The organism is Pseudomonas sp. NBRC 111119 (assembly GCF_001320125.1).
GTDB lineage: Bacteria > Pseudomonadota > Gammaproteobacteria > Pseudomonadales > Pseudomonadaceae > Aquipseudomonas > Aquipseudomonas parafulva.
In genome coordinates, this window is the sequence record NZ_BCAV01000012.1 from 1 (window position 1) to 17,595 (window position 17,595).

Here is a 17,595-nt window from a genome sequence, read left to right on the forward strand (position 1 = left end):
GCCACCACAAAAATCACGTCCTACCCATGGCTGCCATTACGCAATCCGCGTCGGCCCTCACACCGACCGTTTTTGTGGGAGACGGGTGTGAGCGCTTACAGGTGCCCGCATTGAGTATGCGCAGCGTCGGCATGGCCCCACCAGGCCGCCGCGCCCCTGACTGAACACCCAATGGCGACCCAGCCCCTTGAACGGTGTGATAATGCCCGCAACCAAAAAAGGCCCAGTCATGCTGACCATCTCCAACAACGTGCAGCTCCCCGATGCCGATATCGAACTGACCTACATCCGCGCACAGGGCGCGGGGGGCCAGAATGTCAACAAGGTGTCCAGTGCCGTGCACCTGCGCTTCGACATCAAGGCGTCGTCGCTGCCCGAGTTCTACAAGGAGCGTCTGCTGGCGCTGCGCGATAGCCGGATTACCGGCGACGGGGTGTTGATCATCAAGGCCCAGCAGTACCGCACCCAGGAGCAGAACCGCGCTGATGCGCTGGAGCGACTTGCGCAGCTGATTATTGGTGCCGGGAAGGTGGAGAAAAAACGCCGCCCTACCAAGCCGACGCTGGGGTCGAAGACGCGGCGGCTGGAAGGCAAGGCCAAGCGGAGTACGGTGAAGGCGGGGCGTGGGAAGGTGGACTTTTAGGAATACTGTGAGGCGTTATACGGGAAAAATCAGATTCCGCTCCTAGCTTGTAGTCCATTTCCCAAAGATGCCCAGGCCTGCCTGCCTGGCATTGGCTGCAGGCCTGTTTTAGTGAAGGAGCGACGCCAACGATCACGCCTCTGTCATCTGCTCCAGCCTGCGCGGCGCATGTTCCGGAGCCTGTACTGCCCGCCCAGCCAGCCCCACGCGCATGTCATTGCCACTCGGCTGCTGATAGATGCTCAACCCAAACTCCGGCAGCACGGCCAGCAAGTAGTCGAAAATATCCCCCTGAATGCGCTCGTACTCGGCCCACACCGTGGTGGTGGTGAAACAGTAGATTTCCAGCGGTACACCTTCGGCGGTGGTCTGCATCTGGCGCACCATGCAGGTCATGTTCGGGTGCACGTTGGGGTGGTTGCGCAGGTAGGCCAGGGCGAAGGCGCGGAAGGTGCCGATGTTGGTCAGCTTGCGGCGGTTGGCGGCAAGCTCGGCCACTTCGCCCAGTGCCGCGTTCCAGGTTTGCAGCTCTTCACGCTTGCCGGTGAGGTATTCGCCCAGCAATTGCACCTGGCCCAGGCGCTGTTCTTCTTCAGGGGTGAGAAAGCGTACGCCGGCGGCGTCGATGAACAGGCTGCGCTTGATGCGTCGGCCGCCGGACTGCTGCATGCCGCGGTAGTTGCGGAACGACTCGCTCATCAGCCGCCAGGTGGGGATGGAGACGATGGTCTTGTCGAAGTTCTGCACTTTCACCGTGTGCAAGGTGATGTCCACCACGTCGCCGTCCGCACCGACTTGCGGCATCTCGATCCAGTCACCCACATGCAACATGTCGTTGCTGGTCAACTGCACACTGGCGACGAACGACAGCAAGGTGTCCTTGTATACCAACAGCAGCACCGCAGACATCGCGCCCAGGCCGGACAGCAGCAGCAGCGGCGAGCGGTCGATCAGGGTGGCGACGATGACGATGGCGGCGAAGATCCACAGCATCATCTTGGCCAACTGCACGTAGCCCTTGATGGAACGGGTACGTGCGTGTTCGGTACGGGCGTAGATGTCGAGCAGGGCATCCAGCAGGCACGACAGGGCCATGGTCATGAACAGCAGGGTGAAGGCCAGGGCGAAGTTGCCTAGGAAGTGCTGGGCGGTGTCAGACAGCTCGGGGACCAGTTTAAGGCCGAACTGAATCACCAGCGAGGGCGTGGTCTGCGCCAGGCGGTGGAACACTTTGTTGTGGCGCAGGTCATCCAGCCACTTCAGGGCCGGCTGGCGGGCCAGCAGGCGCGCGCCGTGCAGCACCAGAAACCGCGCCAGGCGCCCGACAATCAGTGAAATCGCCAGCAGCACCGCCAGGCCGATGGCCGCGTGCAGCATGGGGTGTTGGTCGAGGGTGCCCCACAGGTCGAGGGAGTCACGCCAGAATCGTTGGATATCCATGGGCTTGCTTGCAGTCTTGTTGCCAAACGAAGCCCCATTAGAGCGCGGAAGCTGGCGAAGTTGCCAAAAGAAATTCGGCTAAAGCGGCAGAAAACGGTACCCTATGCAGCTGAATTTCCCGCATTTGCCTGAGGTTACCTCCGTGTTCTCCCAATTCGCCCTGCACGAACGCCTGCTTAAAGCCGTGGCCGAGCTTAAATTCGTCGAGCCAACCCCGGTGCAGGCTGCGGCCATCCCCCTGGCGTTGCAAGGGCGTGACCTGCGCGTCACGGCGCAGACCGGCAGCGGCAAGACGGCGGCATTCGTGCTGCCGCTGCTCAACCGCCTGGTCGACCTGCGTGAGCGCCGGGTGGAGATCCGGGCACTGATCCTGCTGCCTACCCGTGAACTGGCCCAGCAAACCCTCAAGCAGGTGCAGCTGTTCTCCCAGTTCACCTACATCAAGTCGGGCCTGGTGACCGGTGGTGAGGACTTCAAGGAACAGGCCGCGATGCTGCGCAAGGTGCCGGACGTGCTGATCGGTACCCCGGGCCGTCTGCTGGAGCAGCTCAATGCGGGCAACCTCGACCTGTCCCATGTGCAAGTGCTGATTCTCGACGAAGCCGACCGCATGCTGGACATGGGCTTTGCCGAGGACATGGAGCGCCTGTGCAAGGAATGCGAGAACCGTGAGCAAACCCTGCTGTTCTCCGCCACCACCGGCGGTGCGGCGCTGCGCGACATCATCGGCAAGGTGTTGAAAGACCCGGAACACCTGATGCTGAACAGTGTTTCGCAACTGGCCGAAGGCACGCGCCAGCAAATCATTACCGCCGATCACGATCAGCATAAAGAGCAGATCGCGCAGTGGTTGCTGGCCAACGAAACGTTCGACAAGGCAATCATCTTCACCAATACCCGCGCCATGGCCGATCGCATCTACGGTCACCTGGTGGCCAAGGACGTGAAGGCGTTCGTGCTGCACGGCGACAAAGACCAGAAAGACCGCAAGCTGGCCATCCAGCGTTTCAAGGAAGGCAGCTCCAAGGTATTGGTAGCCACTGACGTTGCCGCCCGTGGCCTGGACATCGACGGCCTGGACCTGGTCATCAACTTCGACATGCCCCGCAGCGGTGACGAGTACGTGCACCGCGTGGGCCGCACCGGCCGGGCCGGTGGCGAAGGGCTGGCCATTTCGTTGATTACCCACAACGACTGGAACCTGATGTCCAGCATCGAACGCTACCTCAAGCAGCAGTTCGAGCGCCGGGTGATCAAGGAAGTAAAGGGCACTTACAGCGGCCCGAAAAAGGTCAAGGCATCGGGCAAGGCGGTCGGCAGCAAGAAGAAAAAGACCGAGAAAAAGACCGGTGACAAAAAGGCTGCTGCCAAACGCAAGCCTACGGCCAAGCCCAAGGCCAATGCACCTTTGAGCAGTTCGGACGGCCTGGCACCGCTGAAAAAGCGCAAGTCCGCCGCCGAGTAATCACGCCTAGGGTTTCACGGGTGACCCGGCCAGGTCACCCGTGCCCGGGCGCGATGCGCCACCTGTATTAGCCCGCTTTCTTCTCGGCCGCTTTCAATTCCATTATTCGCTTGTCGATCAGTTGGCACTTGTCGGGCAGGTCCTTGCTCGCCGTGCCCAACTCCATACCTTGCAACTCTTCGTTGATCTCCTTGGCCTTTTGCGGGTTCTGCTCAGTCAGCTGAGTGACCAGCCCAGCCAGTTCTTCGCGTTTCTGTGTGGCCTCGTCCGGCGTGCAGGCCCAGGCGGGCAGGGCGCAGCACAGCGTAGCGGCACAGGCGATATTCAGCAGCGGTTTCATCCTTTCTACCTCCGGTGATGGTGTTGAGGAGTGGAAAGGCGGCGAGCTGCAATGGTTCACTGGAATAGACAAGTGTAACGGGCTAAAAAACCATAACCCTAATCCTGCGCCCGTACATGTAGGCCTAGCCGCCCCCCGCTGTGACATTGCGCTGAACCCGCCCGGCGTCTGGTGAGTCCCACCCTGTGTACCTCACGTCCACAGCAGGAGGCTTCACCATGAGCAATACCTACGACTGGGACCTGATCGAGCGGCTATTGCACGAAGTGCAGAACGGCGACGGTCAGAGCTTCACCCCACGCCCCTATGCCGAGCAACATGCTGCAGCACTGGCCGCCAAGGGCGAGCCGGTAGGGGACCTGGACCACCTCAAAACCCGTGCCTGCGAATACGAAAAGCTGCTGCTGCAGCGTGGTTTCATTGAAACCCGGCCCGAGGAAGAAGGCGGCAATGGCGAGAACTTCGTGCTGACCGAGCGTGGCTCGCGGCTGATGAGCCTGATCGACAGCAGCATCCCAGGCTTCGAGCACCCCCGGCAGGTGCTGGATGAGCAGGCGGATGCGCTGGACGAAACCACGTTCGAACAGGTGTCATCCAAGGCGCAGATCGCGGGTGGTGCCATTTAAAAGGCTGGTCATGCGGGCGTGGGTGATTCGATAATCGTCGGCCCTTTTGCTCTGGTGAGTTGACACCCATGCCTACATCCTCAGCCGGGGCCCGCCCATGAGCGCGGTCCGCAAGAACCCCGATGCATTCGCCTTTCAGGTGATGCTGTTGCTGTGCCTGATCTGGGGTTGCCAGCAGGTACTGATCAAGACGGCTGCCGTGGATATTGCGCCGGTGATGCAAGCGGCGCTGCGCAACGGCATCGCTGCCGTACTGGTGGGCCTTATGGTGTGCTGGCGAGGCGGCTGGGAGCAGGTGGGCAGTACCTGGCGCGCTGGCCTGCTGGCCGGCGGGCTGTTCGGGCTGGAGTTTCTGTTCATTGCCGAGGGGCTGAAACTGACATCGGCGGCGCATATGTCGGTGTTTCTCTACACGGCACCTGTGTTTACCGCCCTGGGGCTGCATTTCATGCTGCCCAGCGAGCGCCTGAGGTTACTGCAGTGGCTGGGTATTCTGCTGGCCTTCGGCGGTATCGCCCTGGCCTTTGCCGGTGGCCTGTCTTTCGCAGAAATGGATGGGCGCATGCTGCTGGGGGATGCGTTCGGGGTGTTGGCAGGGCTTGCCTGGGGCGCGACGACCGTGGTGGTGCGGGGCTCCAGGCTGTCCGAGGCGCCGGCCACGCTGACGCTGTTCTATCAGCTGGGCGTGGGCTTTGCCGGTTTGCTGCTGATCGCGCTGTTCAGTGGTCAGATCGCTGATGTTGTGCTGACGCCGTTGGCCGTTGGCAGCGTGCTGTTCCAGGGGATTGTGGTGTCGTTTATCAGTTACCTGACCTGGTTCTGGCTGCTGCGCAAATACCTGGCGTCGAACCTGGCGGTGTTTTCTTTCATCACGCCGCTGTTCGGGGTCACCTTCGGGGTGGTGTTGCTGGGTGAGCCCCTGAGCGTGAATTTTGTGGCGGGCGCCTTGCTGGTGCTGGTGGGCGTGGTGCTGGTCAGCGCTGAACCCTGGGTGAAGCAGCAACTGCGCCGGTGGGTGAGATGAACCTGGCAGGCTGTGAGCGCACCCTCGGGGCTGCCGCAACATAGGGAAACGATTAACCAACCGTCGGAATCCCCAGCAAGCGCTTGATTAGGGGCACAATCACCCTTATCTGTAAGTACATGAGCATGCGCACTGTAGTTCATAGGGCTATGATCTGTATGACGCATCGCAGGACTGATTCGCCGTGAGGCTGACCCGTCAAGGGGGGCATTATGAATAAAGCACTGTACAACTGGCTCCACGACCTGGCCGTTGCCTTGGGGCTGATCCCTCCACCGTTGCAGCCGGTGCCCATCCCGACTGATGAAGAGCAGCGCAAGCGCCAGCCACGGCGCCGCTGAAAACGTTAAAGGCCGTTGCACCGGGGTGGGTGCAGCGGCCTTTTCGTTGGTGCTGCCAGCGGGTCAGGCCAGCTTCACCGCTGCCAACGGCCGGCGCGACAGCAGGCTGACTACCACAAAGCTCACCAGGCCAATGGCCAGGCTGTAGTAGATCGGCGTGTTCGCCTCAAGGCCATCCTTGAACATGAACAGCAGCGCTGTCGCGAAGCCTAGCGTCATGCTGGCGATGGCCCCCGCGGTGCTGGCGCGTTTCCAGAAAATGGCCCCGATCAATGGCACCAGCATACCGCCCACCAGCAGGTTGTAGGCCAGGGTCAGTGCGCTGATCACATCGTTGACCACCAGTGCGATGCCCAGCACCACCAGCCCGGTGATCAGCGTGAACAGGCGGCTGATGCCCAGGCTCGATTGCTTGCCACCCCGCAGCCGTGGCAGCAGGTCTTCGGTCAGGGTCGTGGATGCTGCCAATAGGCCCGCGCTGGCCGTGGACATCATCGCCGCCAGGGCCGCCGCCATCAGCAAGCCACGAATGCCGTCGGGCAGGGTGGTCTTGATCATCTCGGCAAAGGCGTTGTTCGGGTTGGCCAGGTCGGGCATCAGCACATGGGCCGCCATGCCGATCACCGCGCAGGCCAGGCCATACAGCACGCAGTACACCCCGGCGGTGGTGCCGGCACGCTGGCAAACCTTCTCGTCACGGGCAGTGAACACCCGCTGCCAGATATCCTGGCCGATCAGAATGCCGAAGAAGTAGATGAGGAAGTAGGTGATGATGGTGTCCCAGCCGATGGTGGTCAGCTGGAAGCTGGCCGCCGGCAGTTTGGCCATCAACGTGTCCCAGCCGCCTGCCTTGTACAGGCACACCGGCAGCAGGATGAACATCAGCCCCACGGTCTTGATCACGAACTGCACGATGTCGGTGAGGGTCAGCGACCACATGCCGCCAATGGTCGAGTACAGCACCACCACACCGCCCCCCAGTAGCAGCGAGGCCCAGAACGGCAGGTCGAGCAGTACCTGCAGCACGGTGGCCATGGCCAGTGTGGAGGTCACCGCGATCATCAGCGCGTAGGCCAGCATGATCACGGCACTGGCCTGGCGCGCGGTAGGGTTGTAACGGCGCTCCAGCACCTGGGTCACGGTGAAGATGCGCAGGCGCAGCAGCGGCTTGGCCAGGAACAGGTTGATGGCGATGATGCCCAGGCCCAGCGCTGCGCACAGCCAGAAGCCCGAAATGCCGTGTACGTAACCCAGGCGCACGGTGCCGACCGTGGATGCGCCACCCAGCACGGTGGTGGCCATGGTGCCCATGTACAACACCGGCCCCAGGTTGCGCCCGGCCACCAGGTAGTCTTCATGGGTTTTTGCGCGGCGCATGCCGTACCAGCCAAGCCCTAGCATGGCGGCGGTATAGATCATTACAACAATGATGTCCAAGGCCATTGGGGGTCTCCCGATTATCTTTATTATGGCGAGATCGGCGGCTCGGGCGGTGTTCGCCCGGCAGCCTTTGTAGGTGTTGGCGGGCCTCTATGGCCCTCCCTCATGGCTCCTGCCGGGGGTACCTCTGTACTGCAACTACGAACGTTGGGTCAGTTGCCTAGCGGCGCACTACCCCGGGCAATACGCACAGCATCTCGAACAGCAGGTTGGCGCCCAGCAGCGAGGTATTGCCGGAGGTGTCGTAGGGCGGGGAGACCTCGACCAGGTCGCAGCCGATCAGGTCGAGGCCGTGGCAGCCGCGAATGATCTCCATCGCCTGAATGGTGGTCAAACCGCCAATTTCCGGTGTGCCGGTGCCAGGCGCCCAGGCCGGGTCGATGCCATCGATGTCGAACGACAGGTATACCGGCCCGCCCCCGACTTTCTCCCGCACCTCGGCCATGAGCGGCGCCAGCGACTTGTGCCAGCACTCCTCGGCCTGCACCACGCGAAAGCCCTGGCGACGGCTCCAGTTGAAGTCATCGGCGGTGTAGCCCTGGGCACGCAAGCCAATCTGCACCACACGGTCGCAATCGAGCAGGCCCTCTTCCACGGCGCGGCGGAAGGTGGTGCCATGGGCGATTTTCTCGCCGAACATATGGTCGTTGACGTCGGCATGGGCGTCGATGTGCACCAGGCCGATCTTGCCATGCTTCTTGTGCAGGGCACGCAGGATAGGCAGGGTGATGGTGTGGTCGCCACCCAGGGTGAGGGGGATGATGTTGTGTTCCAGCACCTCGTCGTACGCTTCTTCGATGATGCGCACGGCGTCCAGCAGGTTGAAGGTGTTGATGGCCACGTCGCCGATATCAGCCACCGACAGTGAATCGAACGGGGCGGCGCCGGTGGCCATGTTGTAGGGGCGGATCATCACCGATTCAGCGCGGATCTGCCGTGGCCCAAAGCGCGTGCCGGAGCGCAGCGAGGTACCGATATCCAGCGGCACGCCAATGAACGCAGCATCCAGGCCTTCAGCGGTTTGCAGGTGGGGCAGGCGCAGCATGGTGGCGATGCCGCCGAAACGCGGCATTTCGTTGCCGCCCAGTGGTTGGTGGAGGATCTTGTCCACGGTGGGCCTCATCAGTCGGTCGATTGTTGTGTTTGTTCGAACCTGTGCCGCGTGGTCTTGCCGGTGTGCAGCGGGCGGCGGCCAGGGACATTTCGGCCAAGTCTGCGCAACGGGGGGCAGTGGAAGAATCGCTACCGGCAAAAACTTAGTTCAGGAATTTCTAAACTAAAGGCCGCCTAGCGGTTAGACTTCGCGCCAACCCTGTGCGGAATCGTTTATCCATGGCCTCGACACTGCCCGACCTGAAACTGCTGCGCATCTTCGTCAGCGTGGTGCGCCACCAGGGCTTTGCCAACGCACAGCGCGAACTGAACCTGTCCACCTCCGCCATCAGCACCTATATGAGCCAGCTGGAGGGCGCCCTCGGGCTGGTGCTGTGCCACCGTGGCCGCGGCGGCTTCAGCCTGACCAGCAAGGGGGAGCTGTTCCACCAGGAAACCTTGCGCTTGCTGGCTGAGCTGGACGGCTTCGAGCAATACGCGGCAGCGCTCAAAGGCGAACTGCGCGGCACCCTCAACCTGGGTGTGATCGACTCCACGGTCGGCGACCGCGCCTTGCCCCTGGCCGAAGCCATCGGCGCCTACAGCCAGGAACACCCGGCTGTGCACCTGCACCTGTCCGTGTCCAGCCCTTACGAGTTGCAGCTGGGCGTGCAGGACAACCGCCTGGACTTGGCCATCGGGGCGTTTTCCTCGCGCATGAGCGGGCTGGTGTACCAGCCGTTGTACCGGGAGCAGCACTGGCTGTACTGCAGCAGCCGCCACCCGTTGTACGCCGAACGGCGCATTCCCGAACAGGTGGTGACCCAGCAGCGCATGGTGGGGCGTGGTTACTGGAGCCAGGCCGAGCTGGCGCGACATGGGTTCAAGCACAGCGCCGCCACGGTGGAGAGCATGGAGGCGCAACTGATCCTGATTCTGTCGGGTGCCTATATCGGCTACCTGCCCGAGCACTATGCCCAGGCCTGGGCAGACAAGGGCGACCTGCGGGTGCTCTCGCCGTCCACCTTCGGCTACCAGGCGCCGTTCTCCATGATCACTCGCCGTGGCCGCAGCCGCGAGCCGCTGATTCAAACCTTCCGCGATCTGCTGAAAAGCCAACTGAACGTGGGCTGATTCACATCGCGTTCATGCACTTCGTCGGGCGGCCGATATTTCCTACAGCTACCGCCTCCCACTATGAAAGCGCTCTGCTACACATCAAGGTGCGCTGATGATTTCCTCTTATTCATCCTGCAAGGATCGCCGAAGATGCGCATGAATTTGCCCATTACCGAGCACGAAAGAACTTTCTCCAGCGATCAACGCCTGATCTCCACCACCGACCTGAACAGCCGCATCACCTATTGCAACGATGCCTTCGTGGCCATCAGCGGCTTTACCTACGACGAACTGGTCGGCCAACCCCATAACCTTGTGCGCCACCCCGATATGCCGCCTGCGGTGTTCGCGCATATGTGGGACACCATCAAGCAGGGCAAACCCTGGATGGGCGTGGTGAAAAACCGCGCCAAGAATGGCGATTACTATTGGGTGAGCGCCTACGTGACGCCCGTGTACGAGCACGGTCACATCAGCGGCTATGAGTCGGTACGCTCGGTACCCACCCGGGAGCAGATTCACCGCGCAGAACAGCTGTACGCGCGCCTGCGTGCCGGCCGTGCCCCTGTGCCGTTGGCGGCCAGCATCGGCCACGGTCTGGTCCAGGGCCTGCCGTTGATCGGTGCCGGGTTGGCGTCGGGGCTGGGTTACCTGTGGCTACCGCCTCAGGCTGCACTCGGGGTGCTGGGCGCCAGCCTGGTGATGGCGTGGTGCCTGGTGCAGCGCCAGCAGCGGCAGGCGATTCGCCGCACGCTGGCTGAACACCCCAAGGCGTTCACCAGCCCGCTGGTGGCGCTGACCTACAGCAGCAACCCCGGCCTGCATGGCCAGCTGGACCTGGCCATTCTCAGCGAAGAGGCTCGCCTGCAAACCGCCCTGACCCGGCTGGAGGATGCCGGTGTAGGCGTCAAGGCCCGTGCGGCACAGTCTTCGGCGCTGTCCGATGACCAGGCGCGCATGCTGGAACGCCAGCGCAGCGAAACCGACCAGTCCGCCACGGCCATCGCCGAGATGGCCGCGACCATCCAGGAGGTCACGCACAACGTGCAAAGCACTGCACATGCGGCAGGTGATGCCGACCAGCTGGCGCAACAGGGTAGCGAGCTGGCCCTTAAAAGCCTGCAGGCCATGGGCAGCATGCGCGACGCGGTCAACGACATCGGCCAGGCGGTCAACGCCCTGGCCGAGCGGACCCAATCGATTGGCAGCGTGGTGGACGTGATTACCGCGATCGCCGAGCAGACCAACCTGCTGGCACTCAATGCGGCCATCGAGGCCGCCCGTGCCGGCGAGCAGGGCCGGGGCTTCGCCGTGGTGGCCGATGAGGTGCGCTCGCTGGCCCAGCGCACCCGTACCTCGACCGAGGAAATCCACCAGATCATCGATTCGTTGCGCGCAGGTACTGAACGTGCCGTGAACTCAGCCAGCCGGGGTGAGCAGATTTCGCGGGACAGTGTGCACAGTGTCGAAGCCGTGCAGGCTGCGCTCAGCGGCATCGCCCAGGCCGTCAGCCGCATCACGGGCATGAGCCAGCAGATGGCCACGGCGTCGGAGCAGCAGAGCCACGTTGCCGAGGACATCAACCAGCAGATTACCCGCATCGCCCAGCTCAGTGATCAAAGTGCTGGCCAGGCCCGGCAGGGCGCGCAGATCAGCCAGGACCTGGAGCGCATGGCCGATTACCTGCACAGCTTGGCCGAGCGCTTCAACCGCTGATCGCGCCCACGGCGCAGGTTCTGTGGCACACTGCGCCGCCCAGGAGAAACCCATGCCCAGACCCCGTTGCGAGCGGTGCCAGCGCCCGAGCGAGCACTGCCTCTGCCCGTTGATTCCCACATTGGGCAGCCGCACCCGTGTGCTGCTGTTGCAGCACACCAGCGAAGCCTCCCATGCCTTGAACACCGCACGGCTTGTGGCGCTCGGCCTGCAGAATGCCCAGTTGCTGGTTGGCGAGGTGTTCGAAGGCTTGGGCACACTATTGGCCGCCCCCGGCTATCGGCCGGTGTTGCTGTTTCCAGGGGATGATGCCCAGCCGCTGACGGCGGGCGGCCAACAGGACGACAGGCCGTTACTGCTGGTGGTGCCGGACGGTACCTGGCGCAAGGCACGCAAGTTGCTGTACCTCAACCCTTTGCTGGCGGCGCTGCCGAAGGTAACCCTGAAGGCCGGTGGGGTATCCCGCTACAGGCTGCGCAAGGCACCCAAGGAAGGCGCCTTGTCCACCCTCGAAGCGGTGGTGCGGGCATTGAATGAGCTCGAATGCCCCAACAGCTTCGACGGGTTGCTCGCACCCTTCGACGCGTTGATAGACGGTCAGATCAAGGCGATGGGTGACGCCACTTACCAGCGCAACCACGGCGCCGGTTGAACGCATGGCGCCCCCGCCGGGCGCCATGCTGCGGGCTGCGGTCAGCGCATGTCTGGCAGGCGGGCGTCGGTGCGCACTTCGGTAGTGGCGTAGGCTTCTGGCGGCAGCGAGATGCGCTGCTTGCTGAGCAACTCGCCCATGGTCGCCAGCACGCGGTAACGCGAGTATTCCTCGGTATAGCGCACCTCGGTGTAGCGGCGGTCAGCGTTGTACAGTTCGTTCTCACTGTCCAGCACGTCCAGCAGGGTACGCTGGCCCAGGCCGAACTGGTCCTGGTACGCGGCACGCACTCGCTTGGTGGTGTCGGCGTATTCACGTGCGGTTGGCAGCTGCTTGCTGGCGTTGGTCATGGCGTTCCAGGCCAGGCTCAGGTTCTCGGTCAACTCGCGCAGGGCATTGTTGCGAATGTCCAGGGCCTGGTTGATCTTGTGCGAGTCGGAGCGCAGGCGTGCGCTGTCGCTGCCGCCGCGGAACAGGTTGTAGTTCATTTCAACGCCGGCTTGCCAGTCGTTGTTGCTGTGGCCTTTTTCGCCGCCAGTGTTGTTGTTGGCACCGGTTGCCAGAATGGCGTCGAAGCGCGGGTAGAAGGTCGACTTGCCGACTTCGTACTGCTTCTCGGCGGCGTTCACGTCCGCCTGGGCCGACTTGATGTACGGGTTGTTCTGGCGCATGCCTTCGCGGGCTTCTTCCAGGTTGGCCGGCATCTGCACATTGATCGACTGCGGGTCCTCCAGCTCATCGGGCACCCGGCCTACCACGCTGAAGAAGTTGGCTTCGGCATCGGCCAGGTCGACTTCGGCGGTGTCCAGGTTGTTCTCGGCCAGTGCACGACGGGCGCGAGACTGGTCAAGGTCAGCGGTGCTGCCTACGCCGCGCTCGTTGCGCAGGCCGATCTGGTCATTGACCCGCAGGTGGGCTTGCAGGTTGTTCTTGGCCAGGGTTACCAGTTCGCGGCGCTTGAGCACTTCCAGGTAGACCTCGATGGCACGCAGGGCAACGTCCTGGGCCACGGCCTGGGTGTAGTAGGCGCGCGAAGTGGAGACTGCTTCGGTGCGGCCTACTTCGTTGGAAGTGTTGAACCCGTCGAAGATCATCTGCCGCAGGCGCAGCTCGGACTGCGTGTAGTTCAGGGTTTCCTTGTTATGCCTGCCCTGGGCGCGGGTGTTGGCATTATCGGAACGCTGGCGGCCATAGCCGGCAACCAGGTCTACGGACGGGTAGTAGCCACCGCGGGCAAACTTCACGTCTTCGTCTGCAGACAGCTTGCTGTTGCGGTTGGAGCTGACCTGGGGATGGTAGTCCACGGCGCTCTGCACAGCTTCGGTGATCGACATCGCCTGTACGTTGGCACTTGCCAGAGCCAACAGTAATGCACTGGTGATGGGGTTCAAAACGCGCATGGGTACCTCTCCCTGATCCTGGGTTGATCCTGCTGTTCGCCAAAAAAATGACTATATCGTGATGTCGTATAGTGTTGCAGGTTTTTAATCCCACAGCTAAGTACATTCAGCGCGATATATAAGAAGATTTATTCATATCAAACTGACATATGCGACCTATTTTGTCTAACCACAATGTAATTTATCGACCGGCTTGTCCTCGGTTTCCCGTTCAGGTCCGCATGAAATCAGGCTTGCGGGCGGTTCCAGAACGAAAGCCGCTAAGCGGAAGGTAAGCTAGGCGATATTGATATTTGGCGACAGAATATTGTCACGCTCTGGGTGGCAACGTCTTCTGTTTAAGGATGTGCAGGCTCACCAGCAGGGCGCTGGCCAGCATGAAGGCACGCGCCCATGGCAGGGGCACCAGGTAGCAGGAGAGACCGATACTGGCCCACATCAAGGCGATGGCGTACACCTTGGCCTTCAGCGGGATACCTTCACCACTCAAGTAGCCGTGAATCCATGGCCCCAGTTTGGGGTGATGCACCAGCCAGTGATGAAAGCGGGGGGAGCTGCGGGCGAAGCAGGCAGCGGCAAGCAGCAGAAAGGGCGTGGTAGGCAGCAGCGGTAGAAAGATGCCCACTACGCCCAGCGCTACGCTGAGCCAGCCGATGGCCAGCAGCAGGTAGCGCACAGAGGGCTCAGTGGTGGCGTGGCTTGAGCAGGGCAGGCTTTTCTTCCGGGGCGTGCAGCAGCAGGAACAGCGCCGTCAGGGCTTCCGGGATCTGCACGATCATGTCGTCCTGCAGGCTGGCATTGGCGGCGATGTCGGCGAACTCCGGTTGCTCATCGAACAGGCCCGAACCGACCATGATCGGCAGCAGCATTTCGCTCACTTCCTCTTCGGCGTTCTCGAACCACGCTTCCTCGCGCAGGAACACGCCTTCCATGAAGCCGATGCACCAGCCGCGCAGGTCGGAATCGTCTGGCTCGTCGGTGAGGTCGAGGTCGCAGGGCAGCTCGAACTCATCGTCGCTGGCCAGCTGGCGGGCGATATGGGCCTTGAGCGCCACCAGCGTGGCTTCGATCTCGGTGCGCTGGGCCTCGCTGGCGTAGCGGGGTTCCTCGGCGAACACGGCGTCGATCCACTCACGCTCAGGCACGTCCTCGGCATTGATCGACAAGGCGGTCAGGTAGCCGTGGGCGGCGACATAGTCCAACGCTTCCTCGTGCAGCTCGTCGGCGTCGAGGAAGGCTTGCAGGCGGGTCAGTTGCTCGGCGAAGGACATTACAGGGCTACCTTGGGAATAAACGATACCGAATTCTAGCACCTTGCGGCGGTGGCGGGGCAAAGGAACGTCCATCGCGGCGGTGCCTGTGCGGGGTGGTGCTGCGGTATACTTGGCGGTTTCCAATCCAGGGGCGGGCTTTGCCGTACCTCTGGAAAAAACCGCTTACGCATTCGGCGTGTGCGGAGCGGGTTTTTCGTCCAGCCTGTGTCCAGGATGGTACGGCGTTTTGTGGAGTTGCACATGCTCGAACAGGCTCAGCGCGTTCTCAAGGATATCTTCGGCTACGACAGTTTCCGGGGGCGCCAGGCAGCGATCATCGAATGCGTGGCCAATGGTGGCGATGCCCTGGTACTGATGCCCACCGGCGGCGGCAAGTCGTTGTGCTTCCAGGTACCGGGGTTGTTGCGCCCGGGGCTTACGGTGGTGGTTTCGCCACTGATCGCGCTGATGGACGACCAGGTGGCCACGCTGGATGAACTGGGGGTGGCGGCTGCGGCGCTCAACTCCACGCTCAGCGCCGAGCAGCAGCGTGACCTGGCTGGCCGCTTGCGCCGTGGCGAGGTGAAAATGCTCTACCTGGCACCAGAGCGCCTGGTGCAGCCGCGCATGCTCGACTTCCTGCGTGAGCTGGATATTTCCCTGTTCGCCATCGACGAGGCTCACTGCGTATCCCAGTGGGGGCATGACTTCCGCCCGGAATATCTGCAACTCGGCCAGTTGGCCGAACTGTTCCCCCATGTACCGCGCATCGCGTTGACGGCAACCGCCGACATGCGCACCCGCGAGGAAATCGTTCAGCGCCTTCACCTGCAGGGCGCCGAACGTTTTCTGTCGAGTTTCGACCGGCCCAACATCTTCTACCGCATCGTGCCCAAGGAGGCACCGCGCAAGCAGCTCATGGCATTTCTGGGCGAGCGCCGCGGCAACGCCGGCATTGTCTATTGCCTGTCGCGCAAGAAGGTCGATGAAACCGCCGCATTCCTGTGTGACCAGGGCTTCCCTGCGCTGCCCTACCACGCAGGCCTGGCCGCCGAGACCCGCTCGGCCAACCAGCACCGCTTTCTCAACGAGGAAGGGCTGATCATGGTGGCGACCATTGCCTTCGGCATGGGCATCGACAAGCCCAACGTGCGCTTCGTCGCGCACCTCGACCTGCCCAAGTCGATGGAGGCGTACTACCAGGAAACCGGCCGCGCCGGGCGTGACGGCCTGCCGTCAGATGCCTGGATGGCTTACGGCCTGCAAGACATGGTCATGCTCAAGCAGATGCTGCAGAACTCCGAGGGCGACGAGCGTCACAAGCGCATCGAGCAGCACAAGCTCGACGCCATGCTGGCCCTGTGCGAAGAAACCCGCTGCCGGCGCCAGACCCTGCTTGCCTACTTCGACGAAACCCTCGAGCAACCCTGCGGGCACTGTGACAACTGCGTAGACAACGTGCAAACCTGGGACGCCACCGAGCCGGCGCGCCAGGCGCTGTCGGCGGTGTTCCGAACCGGCCAGCGCTACGGTGTTGGGCATCTGGTCGATGTGCTGCTCGGCAAGGACACCGAAAAAGTGCGCAACTTCGGGCACGAGAAACTCTCGGTGTTCGGGGTGGGCAAGGCGCTGCCGGAGGCCGAGTGGCGGTCACTGTTCCGCCAGCTGGTGGCGCGAGGGCTGGTGGACATCGACCTTGAAGGCTACGGCGGCCTGCGGCTTTCGGACAGCTGCCGGCCGTTGCTGCGCGGCGAGGTCACCTTGCAGCTGCGGCGCGACCTCAAGCCGCAAACCGTCGCCCGCACCGCGTCCTCGGGTGGCGGCAGCCCGGCCAGCCAATTGGTGCGTGCCGAAGAGCGCGAGCTGTGGGAAGCACTGCGCACCCTGCGGCGCAAGCTGGCAGAAGAACACCGCGTGCCGCCCTACGTCATCTTCCCCGATTCCACCCTGCTGGAAATGCTGCGCAGCCAGCCTGCCACCCTCAGCGACATGGCGCAGGTCAGCGGTGTGGGCGCGCGCAAGCTGGAACGTTACGGGCAGGCCTTTCTGGAGGTGCTCAACGGCAGTGGCGGCACTGACGAGGCGCCGAAGGTGGTACTGGACCTGCGCCATGAACTGGTCAGCCTGGCCCGCGCTGGCATGACCCCGGCCCAGATCGCCGGCCAGCTGAGCTGCAGCGAGAAGAACGTCTACAGCCTGCTGGCCGAGGCACTGGGGCGTCAGGAGCTGAACCTTGAGCAGGCACTGGACCTGCCTGAAGACCTGCTGGCCGAAATCCAGGATGCCTTCCTTGACGGCGAAGGCGAACTGCCCCCGGTTTCGGCCATCGCCCCTCTGTTTGGCCCGCGAGTGCCGGAGGGCGTGTTGCACTGCGTGCGTGCAGCATTGGCGGCGGAGTTCGAGTTGTGATTACCGATAACGGCGCTGGCATTTGGCCCGTCCGCTGATCCGTGTCATGTGTTCGCACGGTTGCCGGGCATTCGTCCCGCCCATCGGCTTGCCTCCCCGGGCGCGTCATGGTTAGCTGCCTAATAATTAGATCTTTTCGACGAGTTGCTTATGCCCCTGACTGACAACCAACACCGCTTCGGCATGCAGCTGGCCCAGATGTCCCGAGGTTGGCGCGCTGAGCTCGACCGCCGCCTGGCGGGGCTCAACCTGTCCCAGGCCCGCTGGTTGGTGCTGCTGCACCTGGCCCGCTTTGCCGAGGCCCCCACCCAGCGTGAGCTGGCCCAGAGCGTGGGTGTGGAAGGCCCGACACTGGCGCGGCTGCTGGACAGCCTCGAAGGGCAGGGGTTGGTGCGTCGGCAGGCGGTGATGGAGGACCGACGGGCGAAGAAGATTCAGCTATGCCCGCCCGCCAGGCCCCTGATCGAACAGATCGAAACCATTGCCAACCAACTGCGGGTGGAGTTGTTCAGTGGCGTTGACGAGGCTGACCTTGAGGTGTGCATGCGCGTGCACGCGAAGATCCTGGGGAACCTCGAGAAGCCCTGATCGGCTTGGGGTATCGCACTGCATAGAGCCCCTGTGGAAGCAACTGT

Annotated in this window: 17 protein-coding genes and 1 pseudogene; 11 read left to right on the forward strand and 7 right to left on the reverse strand. The window is 62.8% G+C overall.

Going from position 1 to position 17,595, the window contains the following annotated elements; translation table 11 throughout:
• Nucleotides 1–229 precede the first annotated feature (229 nt).
• Complete coding sequence (gene arfB, locus APH25_RS05705; RefSeq protein WP_060481382.1) at nt 230–643, forward strand: alternative ribosome rescue aminoacyl-tRNA hydrolase ArfB; 414 nt, start codon at nt 230–232, stop codon at nt 641–643.
• 132 nt (nt 644–775) lie between these two features.
• Here the strand turns inward: arfB and APH25_RS05710 are convergent, their stop codons facing one another.
• A complete protein-coding gene (locus APH25_RS05710) occupies nt 776–2,083 on the reverse strand; it encodes a mechanosensitive ion channel family protein (protein WP_060481372.1) in 1,308 nt (435 codons plus the stop codon).
• Nucleotides 2,084–2,186: 103 nt separating this feature from the next.
• On the opposite strand from APH25_RS05710, the gene APH25_RS05715 reads away from it, so the two are divergent.
• A complete protein-coding gene (locus APH25_RS05715; protein WP_060481373.1) occupies nt 2,187–3,548 on the forward strand; it encodes a DEAD/DEAH box helicase in 1,362 nt (453 codons plus the stop codon).
• A gap of 67 nt (nt 3,549–3,615) precedes the next feature.
• Here APH25_RS05715 and APH25_RS05720 read toward each other — a convergent pair whose 3' ends face one another.
• The gene (locus APH25_RS05720) at nt 3,616–3,888 is read right to left on the reverse strand and encodes a hypothetical protein (RefSeq protein WP_060481374.1); all 273 of its coding nucleotides are present in this window, start codon (nt 3,886–3,888) and stop codon (nt 3,616–3,618) included.
• A gap of 218 nt (nt 3,889–4,106) precedes the next feature.
• Here APH25_RS05720 and APH25_RS05725 point away from each other — a divergent pair, with 218 nt between their 5' ends.
• The 3 genes from APH25_RS05725 (at nt 4,107) to APH25_RS25845 (ending at nt 5,879) form a co-directional block, all read left to right on the forward strand.
• Complete coding sequence (locus tag APH25_RS05725; RefSeq protein ID WP_060481375.1) at nt 4,107–4,514, forward strand: hypothetical protein; 408 nt, start codon at nt 4,107–4,109, stop codon at nt 4,512–4,514.
• 97 nt (nt 4,515–4,611) lie between these two features.
• Nucleotides 4,612–5,538, forward strand: a complete 927-nt coding sequence (locus APH25_RS05730) for a DMT family transporter (protein ID WP_060481376.1) — start codon at nt 4,612–4,614, stop codon at nt 5,536–5,538.
• A gap of 212 nt (nt 5,539–5,750) precedes the next feature.
• Nucleotides 5,751–5,879, forward strand: a complete 129-nt coding sequence (locus APH25_RS25845; RefSeq protein ID WP_256217484.1) for a PA1414 family protein — start codon at nt 5,751–5,753, stop codon at nt 5,877–5,879.
• A gap of 63 nt (nt 5,880–5,942) precedes the next feature.
• Here APH25_RS25845 and APH25_RS05735 read toward each other — a convergent pair whose 3' ends face one another.
• Nucleotides 5,943–7,322, reverse strand: coding sequence for a sodium:solute symporter (locus APH25_RS05735; protein WP_028635464.1), 1,380 nt, complete (start codon nt 7,320–7,322; stop codon nt 5,943–5,945).
• Nucleotides 7,323–7,479: 157 nt separating this feature from the next.
• The gene (speB, locus tag APH25_RS05740; protein WP_028635465.1) at nt 7,480–8,430 is read right to left on the reverse strand and encodes an agmatinase; all 951 of its coding nucleotides are present in this window, start codon (nt 8,428–8,430) and stop codon (nt 7,480–7,482) included.
• 221 nt (nt 8,431–8,651) lie between these two features.
• On the opposite strand from speB, the gene APH25_RS05745 reads away from it, so the two are divergent.
• The 4 genes and pseudogenes from APH25_RS05745 (at nt 8,652) to APH25_RS05755 (ending at nt 11,898) form a co-directional block, all read left to right on the forward strand.
• Complete coding sequence (locus tag APH25_RS05745) at nt 8,652–9,545, forward strand: LysR family transcriptional regulator (RefSeq protein WP_028635466.1); 894 nt, start codon at nt 8,652–8,654, stop codon at nt 9,543–9,545.
• Nucleotides 9,546–9,686: 141 nt separating this feature from the next.
• Nucleotides 9,687–9,959: pseudogene (locus APH25_RS26200) on the forward strand (PAS domain-containing protein); the annotation flags it as partial.
• Nucleotides 9,960–10,211: 252 nt separating this feature from the next.
• Nucleotides 10,212–11,246: a methyl-accepting chemotaxis protein gene (locus tag APH25_RS05750; protein ID WP_371262497.1), complete on the forward strand. Its 1,035-nt coding sequence runs from the start codon at nt 10,212–10,214 to the stop codon at nt 11,244–11,246.
• Between the two features lie 52 nt (nt 11,247–11,298).
• Nucleotides 11,299–11,898, forward strand: a complete 600-nt coding sequence (locus APH25_RS05755; RefSeq protein WP_060481378.1) for a tRNA-uridine aminocarboxypropyltransferase — start codon at nt 11,299–11,301, stop codon at nt 11,896–11,898.
• A 41-nt stretch (nt 11,899–11,939) separates the two neighbouring features.
• On the opposite strand, the gene APH25_RS05760 is transcribed toward APH25_RS05755, so the two are convergent.
• From APH25_RS05760 to APH25_RS05770, 3 genes are all read right to left on the reverse strand, one after another.
• Nucleotides 11,940–13,298, reverse strand: a complete 1,359-nt coding sequence (locus tag APH25_RS05760; protein WP_060481379.1) for a TolC family outer membrane protein — start codon at nt 13,296–13,298, stop codon at nt 11,940–11,942.
• Nucleotides 13,299–13,608: 310 nt separating this feature from the next.
• The gene (locus APH25_RS05765; RefSeq protein ID WP_060481380.1) at nt 13,609–13,974 is read right to left on the reverse strand and encodes a YbaN family protein; all 366 of its coding nucleotides are present in this window, start codon (nt 13,972–13,974) and stop codon (nt 13,609–13,611) included.
• Between the two features lie 7 nt (nt 13,975–13,981).
• On the reverse strand, nt 13,982–14,569 hold the full coding sequence (locus APH25_RS05770; RefSeq protein ID WP_060481381.1) for a YecA family protein: 588 nt from the start codon (nt 14,567–14,569) through the stop codon (nt 13,982–13,984).
• Between the two features lie 243 nt (nt 14,570–14,812).
• Between APH25_RS05770 and recQ the strand changes: the two genes are divergently transcribed.
• Together recQ and APH25_RS05780 are read left to right on the forward strand one after the other, a co-directional pair.
• Complete coding sequence (gene recQ, locus APH25_RS05775) at nt 14,813–16,960, forward strand: DNA helicase RecQ (RefSeq protein ID WP_028635472.1); 2,148 nt, start codon at nt 14,813–14,815, stop codon at nt 16,958–16,960.
• 150 nt (nt 16,961–17,110) lie between these two features.
• Nucleotides 17,111–17,548 carry a MarR family transcriptional regulator gene (locus APH25_RS05780; protein ID WP_028635473.1) on the forward strand — a complete coding sequence of 146 codons (438 nt, stop codon included), beginning with the start codon at nt 17,111–17,113 and terminating at the stop codon, nt 17,546–17,548.
• Nucleotides 17,549–17,595 lie beyond the last annotated feature (47 nt).

Bases quoted from the DNA above. Each gene is read 5' to 3' on its own strand.
- arfB (WP_060481382.1), top strand. From the start codon at position 230: ATGCTGACCATCTCCAACAACGTGCAGCTCCCCGATGCCGATATCGAA.
- APH25_RS05710 (WP_060481372.1), bottom strand. From the start codon at position 2,083: ATGGATATCCAACGATTCTGGCGTGACTCCCTCGACCTGTGGGGCACC.
- APH25_RS05715 (WP_060481373.1), top strand. From the start codon at position 2,187: ATGCAGCTGAATTTCCCGCATTTGCCTGAGGTTACCTCCGTGTTCTCC.
- APH25_RS05720 (WP_060481374.1), bottom strand. From the start codon at position 3,888: ATGAAACCGCTGCTGAATATCGCCTGTGCCGCTACGCTGTGCTGCGCC.
- APH25_RS05725 (WP_060481375.1), top strand. From the start codon at position 4,107: ATGAGCAATACCTACGACTGGGACCTGATCGAGCGGCTATTGCACGAA.
- APH25_RS05730 (WP_060481376.1), top strand. From the start codon at position 4,612: ATGAGCGCGGTCCGCAAGAACCCCGATGCATTCGCCTTTCAGGTGATG.
- APH25_RS25845 (WP_256217484.1), top strand. From the start codon at position 5,751: ATGAATAAAGCACTGTACAACTGGCTCCACGACCTGGCCGTTGCCTTG.
- APH25_RS05735 (WP_028635464.1), bottom strand. From the start codon at position 7,322: ATGGCCTTGGACATCATTGTTGTAATGATCTATACCGCCGCCATGCTA.
- APH25_RS05745 (WP_028635466.1), top strand. From the start codon at position 8,652: ATGGCCTCGACACTGCCCGACCTGAAACTGCTGCGCATCTTCGTCAGC.
- APH25_RS05755 (WP_060481378.1), top strand. From the start codon at position 11,299: ATGCCCAGACCCCGTTGCGAGCGGTGCCAGCGCCCGAGCGAGCACTGC.
- APH25_RS05760 (WP_060481379.1), bottom strand. From the start codon at position 13,298: ATGCGCGTTTTGAACCCCATCACCAGTGCATTACTGTTGGCTCTGGCA.
- APH25_RS05770 (WP_060481381.1), bottom strand. From the start codon at position 14,569: ATGTCCTTCGCCGAGCAACTGACCCGCCTGCAAGCCTTCCTCGACGCC.
- recQ (WP_028635472.1), top strand. From the start codon at position 14,813: ATGCTCGAACAGGCTCAGCGCGTTCTCAAGGATATCTTCGGCTACGAC.
- APH25_RS05780 (WP_028635473.1), top strand. From the start codon at position 17,111: ATGCCCCTGACTGACAACCAACACCGCTTCGGCATGCAGCTGGCCCAG.